The 16,445-nt window shown below is 62.1% G+C and carries 13 protein-coding genes; 6 read left to right on the top strand and 7 right to left on the bottom strand.

Going from position 1 to position 16,445, the window contains the following annotated elements:
* From JWQ24_RS17780 to JWQ24_RS17765, 4 genes are all read right to left on the bottom strand, one after another.
* Nucleotides 1-703, bottom strand: a 703-nt coding sequence (locus tag JWQ24_RS17780) for a MaoC family dehydratase N-terminal domain-containing protein (RefSeq protein ID WP_299810808.1), incomplete at its 3' end; no start/stop codon positions are given.
* 10 nt (nucleotides 704-713) lie between these two features.
* Entirely contained in the window at nucleotides 714-1,808 is a 1,095-nt protein-coding gene (locus tag JWQ24_RS17775) for a CaiB/BaiF CoA-transferase family protein (RefSeq protein WP_299810805.1), read from the bottom strand.
* Nucleotides 1,809-1,942: 134 nt separating this feature from the next.
* Entirely contained in the window at nucleotides 1,943-3,127 is a 1,185-nt protein-coding gene (locus JWQ24_RS17770; protein WP_299810801.1) for an acyl-CoA dehydrogenase family protein, read from the bottom strand.
* A gap of 32 nt (nucleotides 3,128-3,159) precedes the next feature.
* The gene (locus JWQ24_RS17765; RefSeq protein WP_299810798.1) at nucleotides 3,160-4,425 is read right to left on the bottom strand and encodes a cytochrome P450; all 1,266 of its coding nucleotides are present in this window, start codon (nucleotides 4,423-4,425) and stop codon (nucleotides 3,160-3,162) included.
* Nucleotides 4,426-4,636: 211 nt separating this feature from the next.
* Here JWQ24_RS17765 and JWQ24_RS17760 point away from each other — a divergent pair, with 211 nt between their 5' ends.
* Complete coding sequence (locus tag JWQ24_RS17760) at nucleotides 4,637-5,809, top strand: isovaleryl-CoA dehydrogenase (protein ID WP_299810795.1); 1,173 nt, start codon at nucleotides 4,637-4,639, stop codon at nucleotides 5,807-5,809.
* Nucleotides 5,810-5,870: 61 nt separating this feature from the next.
* Here the strand turns inward: JWQ24_RS17760 and JWQ24_RS17755 are convergent, their stop codons facing one another.
* The 3 genes from JWQ24_RS17755 to JWQ24_RS17745 all read right to left on the bottom strand — a co-directional run bounded on the left by JWQ24_RS17755 (nucleotide 5,871) and on the right by JWQ24_RS17745 (nucleotide 8,506).
* Nucleotides 5,871-6,740, bottom strand: coding sequence for a LysR family transcriptional regulator (locus tag JWQ24_RS17755; RefSeq protein WP_299810792.1), 870 nt, complete (start codon nucleotides 6,738-6,740; stop codon nucleotides 5,871-5,873).
* Between the two features lie 261 nt (nucleotides 6,741-7,001).
* Entirely contained in the window at nucleotides 7,002-7,760 is a 759-nt protein-coding gene (locus JWQ24_RS17750; RefSeq protein WP_299810811.1) for a DUF2927 domain-containing protein, read from the bottom strand.
* Nucleotides 7,761-7,897: 137 nt separating this feature from the next.
* On the bottom strand, nucleotides 7,898-8,506 hold the full coding sequence (locus JWQ24_RS17745; RefSeq protein WP_299810790.1) for a L,D-transpeptidase: 609 nt from the start codon (nucleotides 8,504-8,506) through the stop codon (nucleotides 7,898-7,900).
* A 161-nt stretch (nucleotides 8,507-8,667) separates the two neighbouring features.
* Here JWQ24_RS17745 and JWQ24_RS17740 point away from each other — a divergent pair, with 161 nt between their 5' ends.
* The 5 genes from JWQ24_RS17740 to JWQ24_RS17720 all read left to right on the top strand — a co-directional run bounded on the left by JWQ24_RS17740 (nucleotide 8,668) and on the right by JWQ24_RS17720 (nucleotide 16,342).
* Nucleotides 8,668-10,206, top strand: coding sequence for an acetolactate synthase large subunit (locus tag JWQ24_RS17740; RefSeq protein WP_299810787.1), 1,539 nt, complete (start codon nucleotides 8,668-8,670; stop codon nucleotides 10,204-10,206).
* Between the two features lie 313 nt (nucleotides 10,207-10,519).
* The gene (locus JWQ24_RS17735) at nucleotides 10,520-11,707 is read left to right on the top strand and encodes a hypothetical protein (RefSeq protein ID WP_299810784.1); all 1,188 of its coding nucleotides are present in this window, start codon (nucleotides 10,520-10,522) and stop codon (nucleotides 11,705-11,707) included.
* Nucleotides 11,708-11,798: 91 nt separating this feature from the next.
* Nucleotides 11,799-12,899, top strand: coding sequence for a hypothetical protein (locus JWQ24_RS17730; protein WP_299810781.1), 1,101 nt, complete (start codon nucleotides 11,799-11,801; stop codon nucleotides 12,897-12,899).
* A 175-nt stretch (nucleotides 12,900-13,074) separates the two neighbouring features.
* Complete coding sequence (locus JWQ24_RS17725) at nucleotides 13,075-14,664, top strand: ABC transporter substrate-binding protein (protein WP_299810778.1); 1,590 nt, start codon at nucleotides 13,075-13,077, stop codon at nucleotides 14,662-14,664.
* Between the two features lie 91 nt (nucleotides 14,665-14,755).
* On the top strand, nucleotides 14,756-16,342 hold the full coding sequence (locus tag JWQ24_RS17720; protein WP_299810775.1) for an ABC transporter substrate-binding protein: 1,587 nt from the start codon (nucleotides 14,756-14,758) through the stop codon (nucleotides 16,340-16,342).
* Nucleotides 16,343-16,445 lie beyond the last annotated feature (103 nt).

The raw sequence follows: 16,445 nt of genomic DNA, 5'->3' as shown, positions 1-16,445 counted from the left end.
GCTTGCCGCCATGCAGCTTCGCGGACAGCTCCACCAGCAGTGCCGCCTGCATCGGACCGTGAAACACCAGGCCGGGATAGAACTCGACCTTGGTGACATAGTCGCGGTCGTAATGGATGCGGTGGCCGTTGAAGGTCAGCGCGGAATAGCGAAACAGCAGTACGGGATCGGCGAAGTGCGTCTCGCGGTGCTGCGCGGCCGGGACTTCCTTTGGCGTGGGGGCGGGCGGCGCCATGCTGGTCGGCGCATCGCGGTAGACGATGTCCTGGCGCTCGCGGATGGCGAGACCGCGCGGCGTGGTGATGAGGTGTTCGACGGACACGAAGCACAGAGCGCCGGTCGAGCCGGTCTTCAGCGTGACGTCGAGGATTTTTGACGAGCGCGTAACGGCGTCACCGACGCGGAGCGTGTCGAGGAATTCGAGCTGGCCACCGGCCCACATGCGGCGCGGCAGCGGCACTGGCGGCAGGAAGCCGCCGCGCGCGGGATGACCGTCGGCGCCGAGCTGATCCATCGGTGCGACCGGCTGCGCGAGGCACCAATGCGTGGTGAAGGGCGCTGCGTCGCCGGGGGCGGGCGCGCCGATATCGAGAAACAACGTGGCGCGCAGGCCCTTTACGAGTTGCGCGGTGACCACGTCGGAGGCCTGATCGGTGCGGCCGATCCAGCTGCGGAGATGGTCGAGATCGAGGGCGTCGGTCATGTGCGCTCCGTTACTTCTGTACTTCACCGATTGCCGGCACGGCGCCGTATTCGCGAGGCGCATCGACGAAGATCGCGGCCGGCGCGGGGTAGGCGACATCGCCGTTCGGCGTCGACACGGTGATGCGGCGCAGATGCGGATGCATCGCGAGATCCGCCATCTCGTTCACTTCGGCGAAGGCGATGTCGGCATCGGTGAGCCGCTGCAGCAGCGCATCACGGGATAACGCGCCAAAAATGTCGCTGACGGTCTGGTCGGTGAAGGCGCGGTTGCGGACGCGCTCGACGCCGTTGGCAAGGCGCGGATCACTGGCCAGAGCGGCATCGCCCAGCACCTTCGTGCAGAGCGTCTTCCACTCCCGTTCGCTCTGGATCGAGATCAGGATGTCCTTGCCGTCCTGTGAGCGAAACACGCCGTAGGGCGCGATTGACGGGTGCGCGAGGCCCATGCGCTTCGGCGGATTGCCGGCCTCGGCGTTGAGCAGCGGCACCGTGAGCCAGTCGGCCATCACGTCGAACATCGACAGCCGGATATCGGCGCCCTGTCCGGACACCGAACGGCCGATCAGGGCCTCAAGGATAGCGGCATGCGCCGCCGCGCCGGTGGCGACATCGACGATCGAGACGCCGACCCGCGACGGACCTTCCGGGCCGCCGGTGATGGAGGCGAGGCCGCTCTCGGCCTGGATCAGCAGGTCATAGGCCTTGCGATGCGCATAGGGGCCGGTGTCGCCGTAGCCGGTGATGGTGCAGCAGATCAGCCGCGGATAGTCTTTTCGCAGACGCTCCAGTGTGAAGCCGAGTCTGTCCATCGAGCCCGGCTTGAGATTCTGCAGGAACACGTCGGCGGTGGCGATCAGTTCTTCGAGGGTGCGGCGGCCGTCCGGCGTGGCGAGATCGATCACCACGGAATCCTTGCCGCGGTTGAGCCACACGAAGTAGCTGCTCTGGCCCTTGGCTGCAGCGTCATAGCCGCGCGCGAAATCGCCTTCCGGGCGCTCCACCTTGATGACATGAGCGCCGGCGTCGGCGAGACGCGAACTGCAGAACGGTGCGGCCACCGCCTGTTCGACGGCGATGACAGTCAATCCTTGAAGCGGCAGCATGGCGTGTCTCCGAATTCCCGGTCGTCATTGCGAGCGAAGCGAAGCAATCCAGAAGCCACAAGCGAGGGCTGGATTGCTTCGCCGCAAGGGCTCCTCGCAATGACGAAGGAGGGGCCCGCGTCTGTCGGCCGAAATTAGTACGAGCGCGGCATGCCGAGCACGTGCTCGGCGACATAGGACAGGATCAGGTTGGTCGAGATCGGCGCCACCTGATACAGCCGCGTCTCGCGGAATTTGCGCTCGACGTCGTATTCCTCGGCGAAACCGAAGCCGCCGAAGGTCTGCACGCAGGCGTTGGCCGCTTCCCACGACGCATCCGCCGCCAGCATCTTGGCCATGTTGGCCTCGGCGCCGCAGTCCTGCCCGGCCTCGTATTTGCGCACGGCTTCCTTGACCATCAGTTCGGCGGCGCGCATGGCGGCGTAGCTCTTGGCGATCGGAAACTGGATGCCCTGATTTTGGCCGATAGGGCGGCCGAACACGACGCGCTCCTTGGCATAGGCCGTGGCCTTGGCGATGAACCACTTGGCGTCGCCGATGCATTCGCTGGCGATCAGGATGCGCTCGGCGTTCATGCCGGACAGGATGTAACGAAAGCCCTTGCCTTCCTCGCCGATCAGATTGGCCGCCGGCACCTTGAGGTCGGTGAAGAATACCTCGGTGGTGGCGTGGTTCATCATGGTGCGGATCGGGCGAATTTCGAGGCCGTTGCCCTTGGCTTCCTTCATGTCGACCAGGAATACCGACAGGCCATCGGTGCGCTTGGCCGACTGGTCCTTCGGCGTGGTGCGGGCGAGCAGCAGCATCAGGTCTGAATGTTCGGCCCGACTGGTCCAGATCTTCTGGCCGTTGACGATGTAGTTGCCGTCGGCATCTTTCTTGGCAAACGTCTTCAGCGAGGTGGTATCGGTGCCGCTGGTGGGCTCTGTCACGCCAAAGGCCTGCAGGCGGACTTCGCCGGTCGCGACCTTCGGCAGCCACTGCGCCTTTTGCGCGTCCGAACCATGCCGCAGCACCGTGCCCATCGTGTACATCTGGGCGTGGCAACCGCCGCCGTTGCAGCCGGCGCGCTGGATCTCTTCGAGGATCGCCGCCGCCGCCGAGAGCTTGAGGCCGGAGCCACCATATTCCTCGGGGATCAATACCGAGAGATAGCCCGCTTCGGTCAGCGCGTTGACGAAAGCGCTGGGGTAGGCCATTTCGCGATCGAGCTTGCGCCAGTATTCGCCGGGAAACTGAGCGCAGAGTTTGGCAACCGCGTCGCGAATGTCATGGTAATTTTCCTGGAACTCGTCCTGTTCCGCGGCTTCATTTTTCATCAGGGAATTTACATTCTCTTATCGGGGAAAAATCAGGATATGCGAACCGGCAACGTCTCGTAGCCTTTGACGAAGCTCGAATATACCCGCTTGGGCTCGCCGACAACCTCGATATGCTCGAAGCGCTTGAGGATTTCCTCCCACACGATCTTGAGCTGCAACTCGGCCAGCCGCATACCGACGCAGCGGTGGATGCCGAAGCCGAACGACAGATGCGTCCGCGGCCTTGCGCGGTCGATAATGAAGTCGTTGGGGTTCTCGATCATCTCGTCGTCGCGGTTGCCGGAGACGTACCACATCACCACGCGGTCGCCTTTTTTGATGGTCTTGCCGCCGAGTTCGGTATCCTGCAACGCCGTGCGCCGCATATGCGCCAGTGGGGTCTGCCAGCGGATCACCTCGGGCACCATGGTGTCGATCAGCGCCGGATTGGCGCGCAGCTTGCGGTACTGATCCGGGTTCTCGTGCAAGGCCAGCACCGAGCCGGTCATGGTGTTGCGGGTGGTGTCGTTGCCGCCGACGATCAGGAGGATGATGTTGCCCATCAGCGTGTCCGGATCCATGTGCCGCGTCGCGTCGCTGTGCGCCATCATCGAGATCAGGTCATTCCGCGGATCGGAATTGACGCGCTCGTTCCAGAGTCGCTCGAAATAAGCGGCGCATTCGTCCATCTCGCGGCGACGTTCTTCCTCGGAAGACACGATGCCGCTCTTCGGCAGGGCGGTGGAGACATCCGACCAGCGTGTCAGTTTTTGCCGTTCCTCCCACGGGAAGTCGAACAAGGTCGCCAGCATCTGCGTGGTCAGTTCGACCGAGACGCGCTCGACGAAATCGAACGTCTCGTTGCGCGGCAGGCCGTCCAGAACCTTGCAGACCCGGCTGCGGATCAGCACCGCCAGCTCGTCGAGATGCGCCGGCGTGAACATCGGCGATACCGTCTTGCGCTGCGGGCCGTGCCTGGGCTCGTCCATCGCGATGAAGCTCGGCCAGTCATAGCCTTGCGGCACGTCGCGGATCGCGATGCCGCCATGCTTGACGTCGGAGGAAAAAATGCCGGCATTGGTGTCGACATGCATGATGTCGTTGTATTTGGTGACCGACCAGTACGGTTCGATCGGCGCGTTGGTGCAGTAGTGCACCGGCTCTTCGCGGCGCAGCCTCTCGAACCACGGCCACAGCGTGTCGGTTGCGAAAAGCTTGGGCGCGCCGGGATGAAAATCCTTTAGCGGCGTTGCATAGGCCTGCTCGCGCGCGATGCGCTGGCGCGAGGCGTTTTCGGTCTCGATGGTGCCGTGCATGTGGAATTCCTTGTGTTCGCCCCGATATGCGCCGTGGAAAGTTCCGGCGCTTTATTTTGCTTAATTACACTCTGTTGCGGGCGTTCGCGCAAGGCCGCGCGCGGCTTTTTGCAACCAAGGAAGGGATTGATCTGGCTGCCGTTTTCCTGTCTTCAATAGGGAAACGCGCGCGTCCGACGCGCCGGCAAGATCCTGACCGGAGGCACGTTTCATGATTCCGAACGCCCAGCGCATGTTCAATTTCGACCTCGGAGAGACCGCCGACGCGATCCGCGAGACAGTGCGCGATTTTTCGCAGGCCGAGATCGCGCCGCGCGCCGAAGAGATCGACAAGACCAACACGTTTCCCCGCGACCTGTGGCCGAAGCTCGGCGCGCTCGGCCTGCATGGCATCACGGTCGAAGACGAGTATGGCGGCTCCGGGCTCGGCTATCTCGAACATTGCCTGGCGGTGGAAGAAATTTCGCGGGCTTCGGCCTCGGTCGGGCTGTCCTACGGCGCGCACTCCAACCTCTGCGTCAACCAGTTGCGCCGCAACGGCACGGACGCACAGAAGCGCAAGTACCTGCCGAAGCTGATCTCCGGCGAGCACGTCGGCGCGCTGGCGATGTCCGAGCCCGGAGCCGGTTCCGACGTGGTGTCGATGAAGACCCGCGCCGAGAAGAAGGGCGATCGCTATGTGCTGAACGGCAACAAGATGTGGATCACCAACGGGCCGATCGCCGAGACGCTGGTGGTCTACGCCAAGACCGATCCGGCGGCCGGGCCGCGCGGTATGTCTGCCTTCATCATCGAGAAGGGCATGAAGGGATTTTCCACGGCGCAGAAGCTCGACAAGTTCGGCATGCGCGGCTCCGACACCGGCGAGTTGGTGTTCGAGGATTGCGAGGTGCCGGAGGAGAACGTGCTCGGCACCGTCGGCCGCGGAGTCAACGTGCTGATGTCGGGTCTCGATTACGAGCGTGCGGTGCTGGCGGCCGGGCCGCTTGGCATCATGCAGGCCTGTCTCGATGTGGTGATGCCGTACGTGCACGAGCGCAAGCAGTTCGGCGCGCCGATCGGCACCTTCCAGCTGGTGCAGGGCAAGGTCGCCGACATGTATGTGTTGATGAACGCGGCGCGGGCCTACGTCTATGCGGTGGCTAAAGCCTGCGACCGCGGCGAGACCACGCGGGAGGATGCCGCGGGCGCCATCCTGTTTGCGTCCGAGAAAGCCACACAATGCGCGCTGGACGCGATCCAGCTGCTCGGCGGCAACGGCTACATCAACGACTATCCGACGGGACGGCTGCTGCGAGACGCCAAGCTGTACGAGATCGGGGCGGGCACCAGCGAAATCCGGCGGATGCTGATCGGGCGGGAATTGTTCGATAAGACCGCGTGAGGTTCTTGCTTCTCCCACAGGCGGGCGAGGTCAAGCAGGAAGCGCCGGGCGAGGGGGGCGGTTACGTGTTCGTCGGCTGCTCGTCAAAGAACAGCCTGGTTAGAAGGTCTGCCAATGCTTCGACCTCCTGGGACTTCTCGCTGGATCGAACACACAGAAGGAGCTTCACTGGCGGAAGTGCCGGGAGGTAGTATTCCTTCGCGTGAACCAGGTCCGGTGGAATCATGCGTTGGGGAAACGCCATTAATCCCATACCGGCGGCCGCCGCCGCGAGCTTGGCGTGATAATCGGGGCTTTTGAACGTTATCCTGTAGGCAAGACCGTTTTTCGTCAGGGCCTGAATAAGCATGCTGTCGATCGATAGTTCTGGCCAATTCAGCAACGGGATGGGGGCGCCCGGACTTAAAACGAAGGTCCTGGATCTGACCCAGACGAAATTCTCGACCGATTCCTTGACGATCAGTTGCTCTATCCCCGAACGGTCTTCAGGCTCGATGACGCATGCAATATCGATGTAGCCATCGATCAGGTCTTTCACGATGCCGATCGAATTGTCCGTGTGAACAAACACGTTGGACAGATCAAGGTCATTGCGTTGGAGAAACTCTTTTATGTACAGGCTGGGCACACCGAGCCTGATCGGCTGCGCCTGGCGAGCCATTCCACCCATGGAAAGAACCTGATCGTTCGCGTCGAGAATTCGTCGAGCCTGATGAACCACCAGGCTTCCCAAGCGTGTCAAACTCGAGCCGCCGGTAGTTTTTTGAAACAGGGCTCCGCCGATGCTGCTTTCCGCGCGCTTGATCTGCGAACTGACGGCCGGTTGACTAAGGCCGACCATCGTCGCCGCCTTGCTCAGGCTGCCGGCTTCTGAAATCGCGACAATCGTTCTGTAGATTTCGATCGGAATGGTGACGGAGGGTGTCCGCATTTAACTTCCACTGGTTTGGATGTTGTCGCAAATTTAGTTGAACTTGCAATAGGATACCAGTCAAGGCGCGGCGGCGACGTAACGGCGGTATCTGTGGCGTGAAATGAGTCTCACCTCATCGCGGGCTTCAGGACTGGTATGACGCGCCAGACCTGTTTGTCCTCGCAGCCATCATGTTACCGGAAGTGGCTTTTCGTGTCGCGGAATGGGCTCGCGGTTTCGCTCACAACCGGCGCGGCCCAAGCTCAAAATCGCTCAACGCTACTCCAGCCCGTTCACCTTTGCCACCCATGTCCGCACGTCGGTGAGCACCTGCGGCAGGACGGCGTGGACGTCCTGCACGGTCATGCCGGCCTTGATGCGGGGGTCATAGAGGATGTTGAGGATGTACTGGTCGAAGACGTCGAAATATCCCATCTGGACGTTGTCGTTGAACATCGTCCACGGCACCGAACTGGTGTCGTTGATCGGGCCGAGCGACTGCAGCAGTTCCTCATAGGCACAGTCGAGGAAGATGAAGTCGCCGTTATCGACGGTGAGGATGACGTCGGAATGCTCGATCTCGAAGGCCTCGTTCTTGCGGAAGCCGGACAGGCATTGCGGGTCGAGCGAGTTGCGAATCTCCTTGGCGCGTTCAGCGCCGTAGAAGGTCGAGATGGTGCGGTACAGGTCGCGGTCGCGCACCAGCTTGACCATGATATTGGCGTCGCCAGAGGTCTCCGACATGGCGATATCGAGATGCTGCACGCGCAAGGCGATGTCGGTCACGACCTTGGTGATCTGCGCCTTGCGGTCGGAGCGGCCTTCGGCGAATACACGCACCGGCAGTTCGTATTTGCGGATGCGGTCGACGCGGCCGGCAAGGTGATACTCGGCGCCGAACGCGGTTTTTAAAAAACCGTCGATGATCTCCGCATCGGTGAAGGTTTTCTTTTCGGCGCGCTGGCGCGAGGCGACGGCAGCCGGTTCGGTCGCGTGCAGCGGTGACGCGCATATCAATCCGATGGCGCAGGCGGCCATCGCGATGGCGAATAACCCGTGATTGGCTGGGGCGCGCATTGCATCCAAACTGTCGCATGGCGCGGGGCGGCGCAAGCCTTCAATGCTCGCCCGGGTAGAAGATTGCCATCTTCTCCCGGGCGACTACAGGTCGGAAATCAGTTCTTCACGACCACGGTCGCGCCGACCGAGACGCGGTTGTAGAGGTCGGTGACATCGTCATTGGTCATGCGGAAGCAGCCCGAGGACACCGCCTGGCCGATCGTCTCCGGCTCGTTGGAGCCGTGGATGCGGTACAGCGTTGAACCGAGATACATCGCACGCGCCCCCAGCGGGTTGTCGGGACCGCCTTCCATGTGGCGCGGCAGGTCTGGACGGCGCGCGATCATCTGCGACGGCGGGGTCCAGCTCGGCCATTCCTTCTTGGCGGTGATGCGGTGAACACCGCCCCAGCGGAAGCCGTCGCGGCCAACACCGATGCCGTAGCGCAGCGCCCGGCCGCCGTCCTGCACCAGATAAAGCCGGCGCTCGGCGGTGTTCACGACGATCGTGCCGGGTGCGTAGCGGGTGTCGAAGCCGACCACCGCGCGCGGCACCGGGCTGGAGCCGCTCGGCGTGCCCAGGTTGGAGAAGAAATTCGAGAACGGCGAATCGTTGACCTCGACGTCGGCTGACCGTGCCGGCTGTGGGCGCGCTCGCGCGTCGGCGGGCAGCGACAGGGAGATAAACGCAGTTGCAGCAACGAGCACGGCCAATAGTCGCTTCATCGGATTCCTCGCCATTGAATTGAGTCACAGAGAGGACACAATCTCGCTGATTTCGCAAGCCACAGCCGCGTGAGGCCGGTTTGTGACGGTACCCTTTGACGGACAGCCTCAACAATGGTTGATCTGCCGGCAGAGTGAGAAATATCAACTGGAGTGAAATGATGAACGGTGCGGAAAGCCTGGTACGGACGCTGGTCGCGGGCAATGTCGATGTGTGCTTCTCCAACCCTGGCACGTCGGAGATGCATTTCGTCGCGGCGCTGGACCGCGTCGAGGGTATGCGCTGCGTGCTCGGCCTGTTCGAGGGCGTGGTGACCGGCGCCGCCGATGGTTACTATCGCATGAAGGGCACGCCGGCCTCGACGCTACTGCATCTCGGCCCCGGCCTCGCCAATGGTCTGGCCAACCTGCACAATGCCAAGAAGGCCAATTCCGGCATCGTCAATATCGTCGGCCAGCACGCCGTCTACCACATCGAATACAACGCGCCGCTGACCTCGGACATCGAGGGCCTGGCGCGGCCGATGTCGCAATGGGTCCGCACCTCGCCGGATTCGAAGTCGATCGCCAGCGACGGCGCTGACGCGATTGCCGCCGCCAAGAGCGGCCAGGTCGCGACCCTGATCCTGCCCGCCGACACCGCCTGGGGCGACGCCAATGGCATCGCGGAAGTGCCCGCGCCGTCGCAGAGCGCCGGCTATTCTTCGCAGGCGGTCGATGCTGCCGCGAAGGTGCTGAAATCCGGCGAACCGACGCTGCTGCTGATGACCGGCAGCGCGCTGACCGAGAAGGGACTTGCACTGGCCGCCCAGATCGCTGGAAAGACCGGCTGCAAGGTGATGGGCCAGACGTACAATCCGAAGATGGCGCGCGGCGCCGGACGCTTTGCAATCGACCGCATTCCCTATGTGATCGAACTGGCGCTGCCGATCCTGAAGGATTTTCGGCACATCGTGCTGATCGAGGCCAACGATCCCGTGGCGTTCTTCGCCTATCCGAACAAGCCGAGCATGCTGAAGCCGGACGGCTGCGACGTTCACCGCGTCACCGAGATCGGCGAAAATTCGGTTGCTGCCCTTGAGGCTCTGGCCGGCGCGCTCGGCGCCAAGCCGTCCGACGTGCAGCCGCAGAAACTGGTCGAACTGGCCCGGCCGACCGGCGCGCTGAACCATGCCTCGATCGCGCAGGCGATCGCGATGGCGATTCCGGAAAACGCGATCATGGTGGATGAATCGCTGACCACCGGTCGCGGCTTCTTCCCGCCGACCGCCGCCGCCAAGCCGCACGACTGGCTGCAGAACATGGGCGGTTCGATCGGCTTCTCGACGCCGGTCGCGACTGGCGCTGCGGTGGCCTGTCCCGATCGCAAGGTGATTTGCATGGTCGGCGACGGCAGCGCGATGTATACGCTGCAATCGCTGTGGACGCAGGCCCGCGAAGGTCTGGACATCACCACCATCGTGTTCGCCAACCGCAAATACCAGATCCTGCTTGGCGAATTTGACGGCGTCGGCGCCGGCCACCCCGGCCAGCGCGCGCTCGACATGCTCAACCTCGACCGCCCGGCGCTCGACTGGGTGGCGCTTGCCAAGGGCATGGGCGTCCCGGCGCGCTCGGTGACAACCGCGGATGATTTCAACAAGGCTCTGGCGGATGCGATGGCCGAGAAGGGCCCGAAGCTGATCGAAGTCGTGACCTGAAATCGAGCCGTGTGAATCACAGTTGCTCTGCGACAGCCTTGTTTTGAATTGTGCCCCCGCCAGGATCTGGCGGGGGTTTTTCGTTGGCGACCTTGTCGCGCGGATCGCTACGCGGTGCTTTCTATAAATCCGAGGTAAACAATTTTAGAGTGTTATATTAAATAAAACAACTTTAACTGGACGACGCGTCAAGGGTGCGATACGACTGCGGCGACCTCGCACTCAGTTTGCTGCCCGGTTAGATTCTTCTTCGCCAGATATCCGCTCAGCCCAATTGTGCCGGTCATCACCCGTAAAACGGAGGACGCGCTTCATGGCATCGTTTCTTGATTTGCAGAATGGATTTTACAACGCGCTATCGCAGGGACTGGGATTCCCGCCCGGCAGTCCCTTTCAACTGATCCAGCCATCGCCGCCGCTGGTGGCCGGACCGAAGCAGGACGCTGCTGTCTGGAATTACTTCAATCTGATTCCACCGGCCACGCTCACCAACGACTTCGTCCAGAGCGGCGGCAACCAGTTCTTCAGTGATTATTCCGGCCTGCTGTCGACGCTGAAGGGCGCTCCCAATACATTCGAGACGGATGTCGGCCCAGCCTGCTTGGCGGCCTGGAATGCTTATGCCATGACGCTGCCGCTGACGGTGTCGCTCAGCATGATGCCGGCCGTATTCCAGCGATGGGCGGCGCTCAACGGCTACATGTCGGTCGCCAACACGGGGGCGAATGACCTGGCGGCGATGGTGCTGGATCCAATCACGGCCGCGAAGCTCGCCATCATGCCCTATTCCGGTACGTCGCCGACCAATCAGCCGAACTGGGACGCCGGTTACAATGATCTGGCCAACATGCTGGCGGTCGCGCCGTCGCGCAGCTTCCAGTTTGACAGCAGCACGGCGAACTCCAACGTCTCGAACACCTGGTGCAACGGCAGCCAGTCGGCGTACTTCGGCCTCTGGTCGAACAGTTCGTCGTCCTCGTCGCAGAGCCAGGCCTTCGCTTCCAGCGGCGTGACGGTGAGTACCAGCTTCCAGCACGTGACGCCGTTCACGGCGGTGCCTGGTCCCTGGTACAGTTCGGCCGCGATGGGCGAAGCGTTCAGCAACAGGAGCGGGGCGCCGTGGGTCTCCGGGCCAACCAACTGGGGCAACACCTTCGATCCGACCAGCGGCAAGATGGCGCGCTTCGCGTCCAGTATCGTCGTGGCTTCCGGCATGTTCATCAAGGTCGAATCGCAGGCATCTTTCAGCCAAGCCGATCAGGCGGCGATTCAGCAGTCGTCGTCTGGCGGGATGTGGCCGTTCTACTCGCAAAGCAACAACAGCGGCACCACCACCAGCACCAGTTTCGACAACCAGGGACACATGACGGCGGTCATTACCAGCCAGCCTGGCGTTCCGATCGTGCTCGGCGTCAATGTCGAGCCGGTGGCGAACTATGTCGGCACCGCCGTCGTGGGAGCCCAGTTGCGCGCCCAGGCATTGAGCACGAAGGCAGCGTAAGTTTGTGAACAGCCACCGTCTCATGACTTGAAGCACAGGCCGGCGGGTAACTCGCCGGCCTGTTTTTTCGAGCCGCAATCTGGCGTCGCCGATGCGCACATTGCAAAATCGCTGGTACAATTTTCTGGTCGATACGCTTTCGCTCGACCGCTCGCTTTTTCAGATCTGGCTTCCGGCGGCGCCGATCGCTGCGACCGACGCGTCGCTCTGGAATTGCCAGAATGTGATTCCGCCGGCGTCGCTGACTTTCAACCGCGCCAACGGCGAGGCCATACGGCTGTCAGATCAATATGTGGCGGTGGCAAGCCAGATGGAAGCGCCGCGCGGCGCATTGGCGCAGGCGATCGGTGAGCCGAATGCAAAAGCGTGGTCGGCCTTTCTCGCAACGCAAGGTCCAATCCCTGCCGATAGCGACTTGCCTCTGCTGTTTCAGAATTGGGCCGCACGACATGCCACCGGTGTGATGTCCGAAGGGGTGGCGTTCCTGTCACGTGTCGTTCTGGCAAGGCCTGCGGGCGGATCGCCGTCCTTTCCTTTGGCCGATGCGAAACTGCCGGAATTCGGCGGTGGCTATGCCGATCTGCTGAACCTGCTGGGTGCGTCGTCGGGCGCGAGTGGGGACTTCGATAGCAGGACTGTTTCCGCGGACGTTAGTCAAACATGGACCGGCGGCGCCGATAGCGCTGTTGCTGGACTTTGGGCAGATAATGATGGCGCGCCGCTGCATCGCAAGTTTGCCGCCAGCACGGTCACGGCGCGCGTGGAGGTGGGGGCGCGTGCGCAATGGGTCGTCATACCGGCCGCGTGGTACGATTCCTCCGTGTTGGCGACGGCGTTCAGCAGCGCTGCCTCGCCGCCATGGCGATCCGACGCCACTCCTTCCTGGAACGACTTCTTCGCGCCGGGTGGCAGTATGCGCCGGGCGCCGGCTTCGCTGCTCGTCGTTGATGCGCTCAATATCACGGTGACCTCGGACGCCGATTTTGATCGGACCGAGCAGCAGTTGATCCTGCAACATGCGCCTGCGGGCCTGTGGCCGCTTTATGCGCCGATCACCGACGCTGCCGACACGGTGGTTAGCTTCGGGCGCACGGACAAGATGTCGATCGGGATCACCACCCGAAGCGGTTGTCCGGTCATGCTTGGCGCCAACGTGCTCGGCATCGCGCGCTATCTCGGTCGCGCCGACTGATCCGTGTGTAACGTTGTGTCAAGACACAGTTTAATGACGCGGGCCATTGACGCAGAAAGCACGGTCGTCGAATAGGGCATGCGTTTGGCGTTGGTCCCGATCTTGCAAGCAATTGTGCGGCGATCGTCTCGCGTAATAGTGGCGATTGCATTCGTATTCATCACGAGGAACCGGCATGAACAGGCGTGAATTTACCAAGCTGATGGCGTTGACGGGTACGGCGATCGGTGCGGGCATCCCGCTCGGCTTGACGCGTGCTGTCGGTCAGACCAAGGGCGGCATCCTCAACACCATCATCCAGCCGGAGCCGCCGATTCTCGTCACGGCGTTGAACCAGCAGCAGCCGACGCTGACGCTGGGCGGAAAGATCTATGAGAGCCTGTTGCGCTACAGCTCCGAGCTGAAGCCGATGCCGGGCCTTGCCGAGTCCTGGACGGTGTCGCCGGACGGTCTTGTCTACACCTTCAAGCTTTTCCCCAAGATCACCTTCCATGACGGCCATGCGCTGACCTCCGAGGACGTCGTGTTCTCGGTGATGAAGGTACTGACAGAAACCCACGCGCGTGCCCGCGGCACGTTCCTGCGCATCGACAAGGCCGAAGCGCCCGATCCGCTCACCGTGGTATTCACGCTGAAGGCGCCGTTCGCGCCGTTCCTCAATTCGTTCGACTGCACCACTGCGCCGATCGTGCCCAAGCACATCTATGAGGGTACTGACTTCCGCAAAAACCCGGCCAACGCGCAGGCGATCGGCTCCGGCCCGTTCAAGCTCAAGGAATGGGTCAAGGGCTCGCACATTCATCTCGTCAAGCACGAAGGCTATTACCGCGCCGGCGAACCGCATCTCGATGAAATCATCTACCGCGTGATTCCCGACGGCGCCGCGCGCGCCGTGGCGCTGGAGCAGGGTACCGTGCAGCTGACCCAGTGGACCGACGTCGAGCTGTTCGACGTTGCCCGTTTGTCGAAGTTGCCCAACGTGGAAATGACCACCAAGGGATACGAATTCTTCGCGCCGCATTTCTGGCTGGAGATGAATACCCGCGTCAAGCCGATGGACGACAAGCGCTTCCGCCAGGCGGTAATGTTCGCGGTCGACCGCAAGATGCTGCTGCAGCGCGTGTTCTTCAATCTCGGCAAGGTTGCCACCGGCCCGGTGTCGTCGAAGACCCGGTTCTACGAGAAGGACGTCAAGAACTACGATTACTCGCTCGACAAGGCCAAGGCGCTGCTCGACGAGATGGGCCTGAAGCCCGGCGCCGACGGCAAGCGCGTGACGCTGAAGTTCCTGGTGCCGCCCTATGGCGACCTGTGGCAGCGTTCGGCGGAATTCTTCAAGCAGTCGCTCGGCCGCGTCGGTATCGATATCCAGCTCGAAAATCTCGATCTCGCCGGCTGGGCCGAGCGCACCAGCAACTGGAATTTCGAAATGACCAGCAATCTGCTGTATCAGTTCGGCGATCCGGCCCTCGGCGTTTCGCGCAGCTACATTACGGCGAACATCCGCAAGGGCATCCTGTTCTCCAACATCGCCGGCTATTCCAATCCGGAGGTCGATCGGCTATTTGAGGAAGCTGCTGTCGCGACGACGGACGCCAAGCGACAGGAACTCTACACGGCGGTGCAGAAGATCGTTGTCGAGGACGTTCCGATCGCCTGGATGATCGAGCAGGATTTTCCGAATTTCATCGACAAGCGGCTGAAGAACGTCATCACCACCGGCATCGGTGTGCATGAAACGTTCGGGGCTGTTACGCTCGGTTAAGGCCGATCTACTTTTCACGACACGATACGACGTCAGTCCGGCAGCGCGCGGGCTGACGTCCGGTTTAACGGGCATTTGGAAGGTTGCGGCCATGGACAGACGTGAATTCGCCAAGCTGATGGGTGTCAGCGCCTTAGCGCTCTCGGGACTTCCTCTCGGCATCACCCGTGCAGTTGGCCAGACCAGGGGCGGCACCCTCAACACCGTCATCCAGCCGGAGCCGCCTATCCTCGTCACGGCGCTGAACCAGCAGCAGCCGACGCTGACGCTGGGCGGCAAGATCTACGAGAGCCTGCTGCGCTACGATTTTGACCTCAAGCCGATGCCCGGTCTCGCCAAGTCCTGGGAGATCTCGCCGGACGGCATGACTTATACGTTCAAACTATACCCCAACATCACCTTCCACGATGGTCATCCGCTGACGTCCGAAGATGTCGTATTCTCGATGACCAAGATTCTGCTGGAGACGCACGCCCGCGCCCGCGGCACCTTTGCGCGTATCGAGACGGCCGAGGCGCCGGATCCGCTTACGGTTGTGTTCAAGTTGAAGACGCCGTTCGCGCCATTCCTCGGCGCGCTCGATTGCACCACCGCGCCGATCGTGCCGAAGCACATCTATGACGGCAGCGACTACCGCAAGAATCCCGCCAATGCCCAGGCGATCGGCTGCGGCCCGTTCAAGCTCAAGGAATGGGTCAAGGGATCGCACATTCATCTGGTGAAGCACGAAGGTTACTACCGCCCCGGCGAGCCGTATCTCGACGAGATCATTTACCGCATCATTCCGGACGCGGCGTCGCGCTCGGTGGCGCTGGAGCAGGGCACCGTGCAGCTGACGCAGTGGACCGACATCGAGGCATTCGATGTGGCGCGGCTGTCGAAGCTGCCGAACTACGAAATCTCGACCAAGGGTTACGAGTTCTTCGCTCCGCATTCGTGGCTCGAACTCAATAATCGCGTCAAGCCGATGGACGACAAGCGTTTCCGTCAGGCGATCGTGTATGCCATCGACCGCAAGGCGCTGCTGCAGCGGATCTATTTCGGCATCGGCAAGCTCGCCAACGGCCCGGTTTCGTCGAAGACCCGGTTCTACGAGAAAGACCTGAAGCAGTACGAGTATTCGCTCGACAAAGCCAAGGCGCTGCTCGACGAGATGGGTTTGAAGCCGGGCGCAGATGGCAAGCGGGTGACGCTGAAATATCTGGTGCCGCCCTATGGCGAGAGCTATCAGCGCACCGGCGAGTTCATTCGGCAGACGCTGGGCCGTGTCGGCATCGACATCCAGTTGGAAAATACCGACATTGCCGGCTGGGCCGAGAAGTGCAGCAACTGGGATTACGACATGACCATGAACCTGGTCTACCAGTTCGGCGATCCGGCCCTCGGCGTCGCGCGCACCTACGTCAGCTCGAACATCAAGAAGGGCATCCTGTTCTCCAACACCGCCTGTTATTCGAATCCGGAAGTCGACCGGTTGTTCGAGGAAGCGGCCGTCGCCACCTCCGACGAGAAGCGCCAGGATCTGTACACGCAGGTGCAGAAGATCCTGGTGGAGGACATGCCGGTTCTGTGGATGTTCGAGGCGGAATACCCCAACTTCGTCGACAAGCGTTTGAAGAACGTGCTGTCGACGGCGGTCGGCGTCCACGAGACGTTCGGATCGGTCTCGTTCGGATGACGATGTTGTCGATCGATGCGAAGGGCAGCCGCGTCGTCGCGGTGGCCCTCGCGCTTGTGGGCTGGCTGGTCAAGTTCGTCGCGGTTGTGCTGGTCATCGCGAC

The sequence above is a fragment of the Tardiphaga sp. genome (genome assembly GCF_028290495.1).
In the GTDB taxonomy this organism is placed as follows: domain Bacteria; phylum Pseudomonadota; class Alphaproteobacteria; order Rhizobiales; family Xanthobacteraceae; genus Tardiphaga.
This window is presented reverse-complemented; position numbering and strand designations above follow the sequence as displayed.

Bases quoted from the DNA above. Each gene is read 5' to 3' on its own strand.
- JWQ24_RS17775 (WP_299810805.1), bottom strand. From the start codon at position 1,808: ATGCTGCCGCTTCAAGGATTGACTGTCATCGCCGTCGAACAGGCGGTG.
- JWQ24_RS17770 (WP_299810801.1), bottom strand. From the start codon at position 3,127: ATGAAAAATGAAGCCGCGGAACAGGACGAGTTCCAGGAAAATTACCAT.
- JWQ24_RS17765 (WP_299810798.1), bottom strand. From the start codon at position 4,425: ATGCACGGCACCATCGAGACCGAAAACGCCTCGCGCCAGCGCATCGCG.
- JWQ24_RS17760 (WP_299810795.1), top strand. From the start codon at position 4,637: ATGATTCCGAACGCCCAGCGCATGTTCAATTTCGACCTCGGAGAGACC.
- JWQ24_RS17755 (WP_299810792.1), bottom strand. From the start codon at position 6,740: ATGCGGACACCCTCCGTCACCATTCCGATCGAAATCTACAGAACGATT.
- JWQ24_RS17750 (WP_299810811.1), bottom strand. From the start codon at position 7,760: ATGGCCGCCTGCGCCATCGGATTGATATGCGCGTCACCGCTGCACGCG.
- JWQ24_RS17745 (WP_299810790.1), bottom strand. From the start codon at position 8,506: ATGAAGCGACTATTGGCCGTGCTCGTTGCTGCAACTGCGTTTATCTCC.
- JWQ24_RS17740 (WP_299810787.1), top strand. From the start codon at position 8,668: ATGAACGGTGCGGAAAGCCTGGTACGGACGCTGGTCGCGGGCAATGTC.
- JWQ24_RS17735 (WP_299810784.1), top strand. From the start codon at position 10,520: ATGGCATCGTTTCTTGATTTGCAGAATGGATTTTACAACGCGCTATCG.
- JWQ24_RS17730 (WP_299810781.1), top strand. From the start codon at position 11,799: ATGCGCACATTGCAAAATCGCTGGTACAATTTTCTGGTCGATACGCTT.
- JWQ24_RS17725 (WP_299810778.1), top strand. From the start codon at position 13,075: ATGAACAGGCGTGAATTTACCAAGCTGATGGCGTTGACGGGTACGGCG.
- JWQ24_RS17720 (WP_299810775.1), top strand. From the start codon at position 14,756: ATGGACAGACGTGAATTCGCCAAGCTGATGGGTGTCAGCGCCTTAGCG.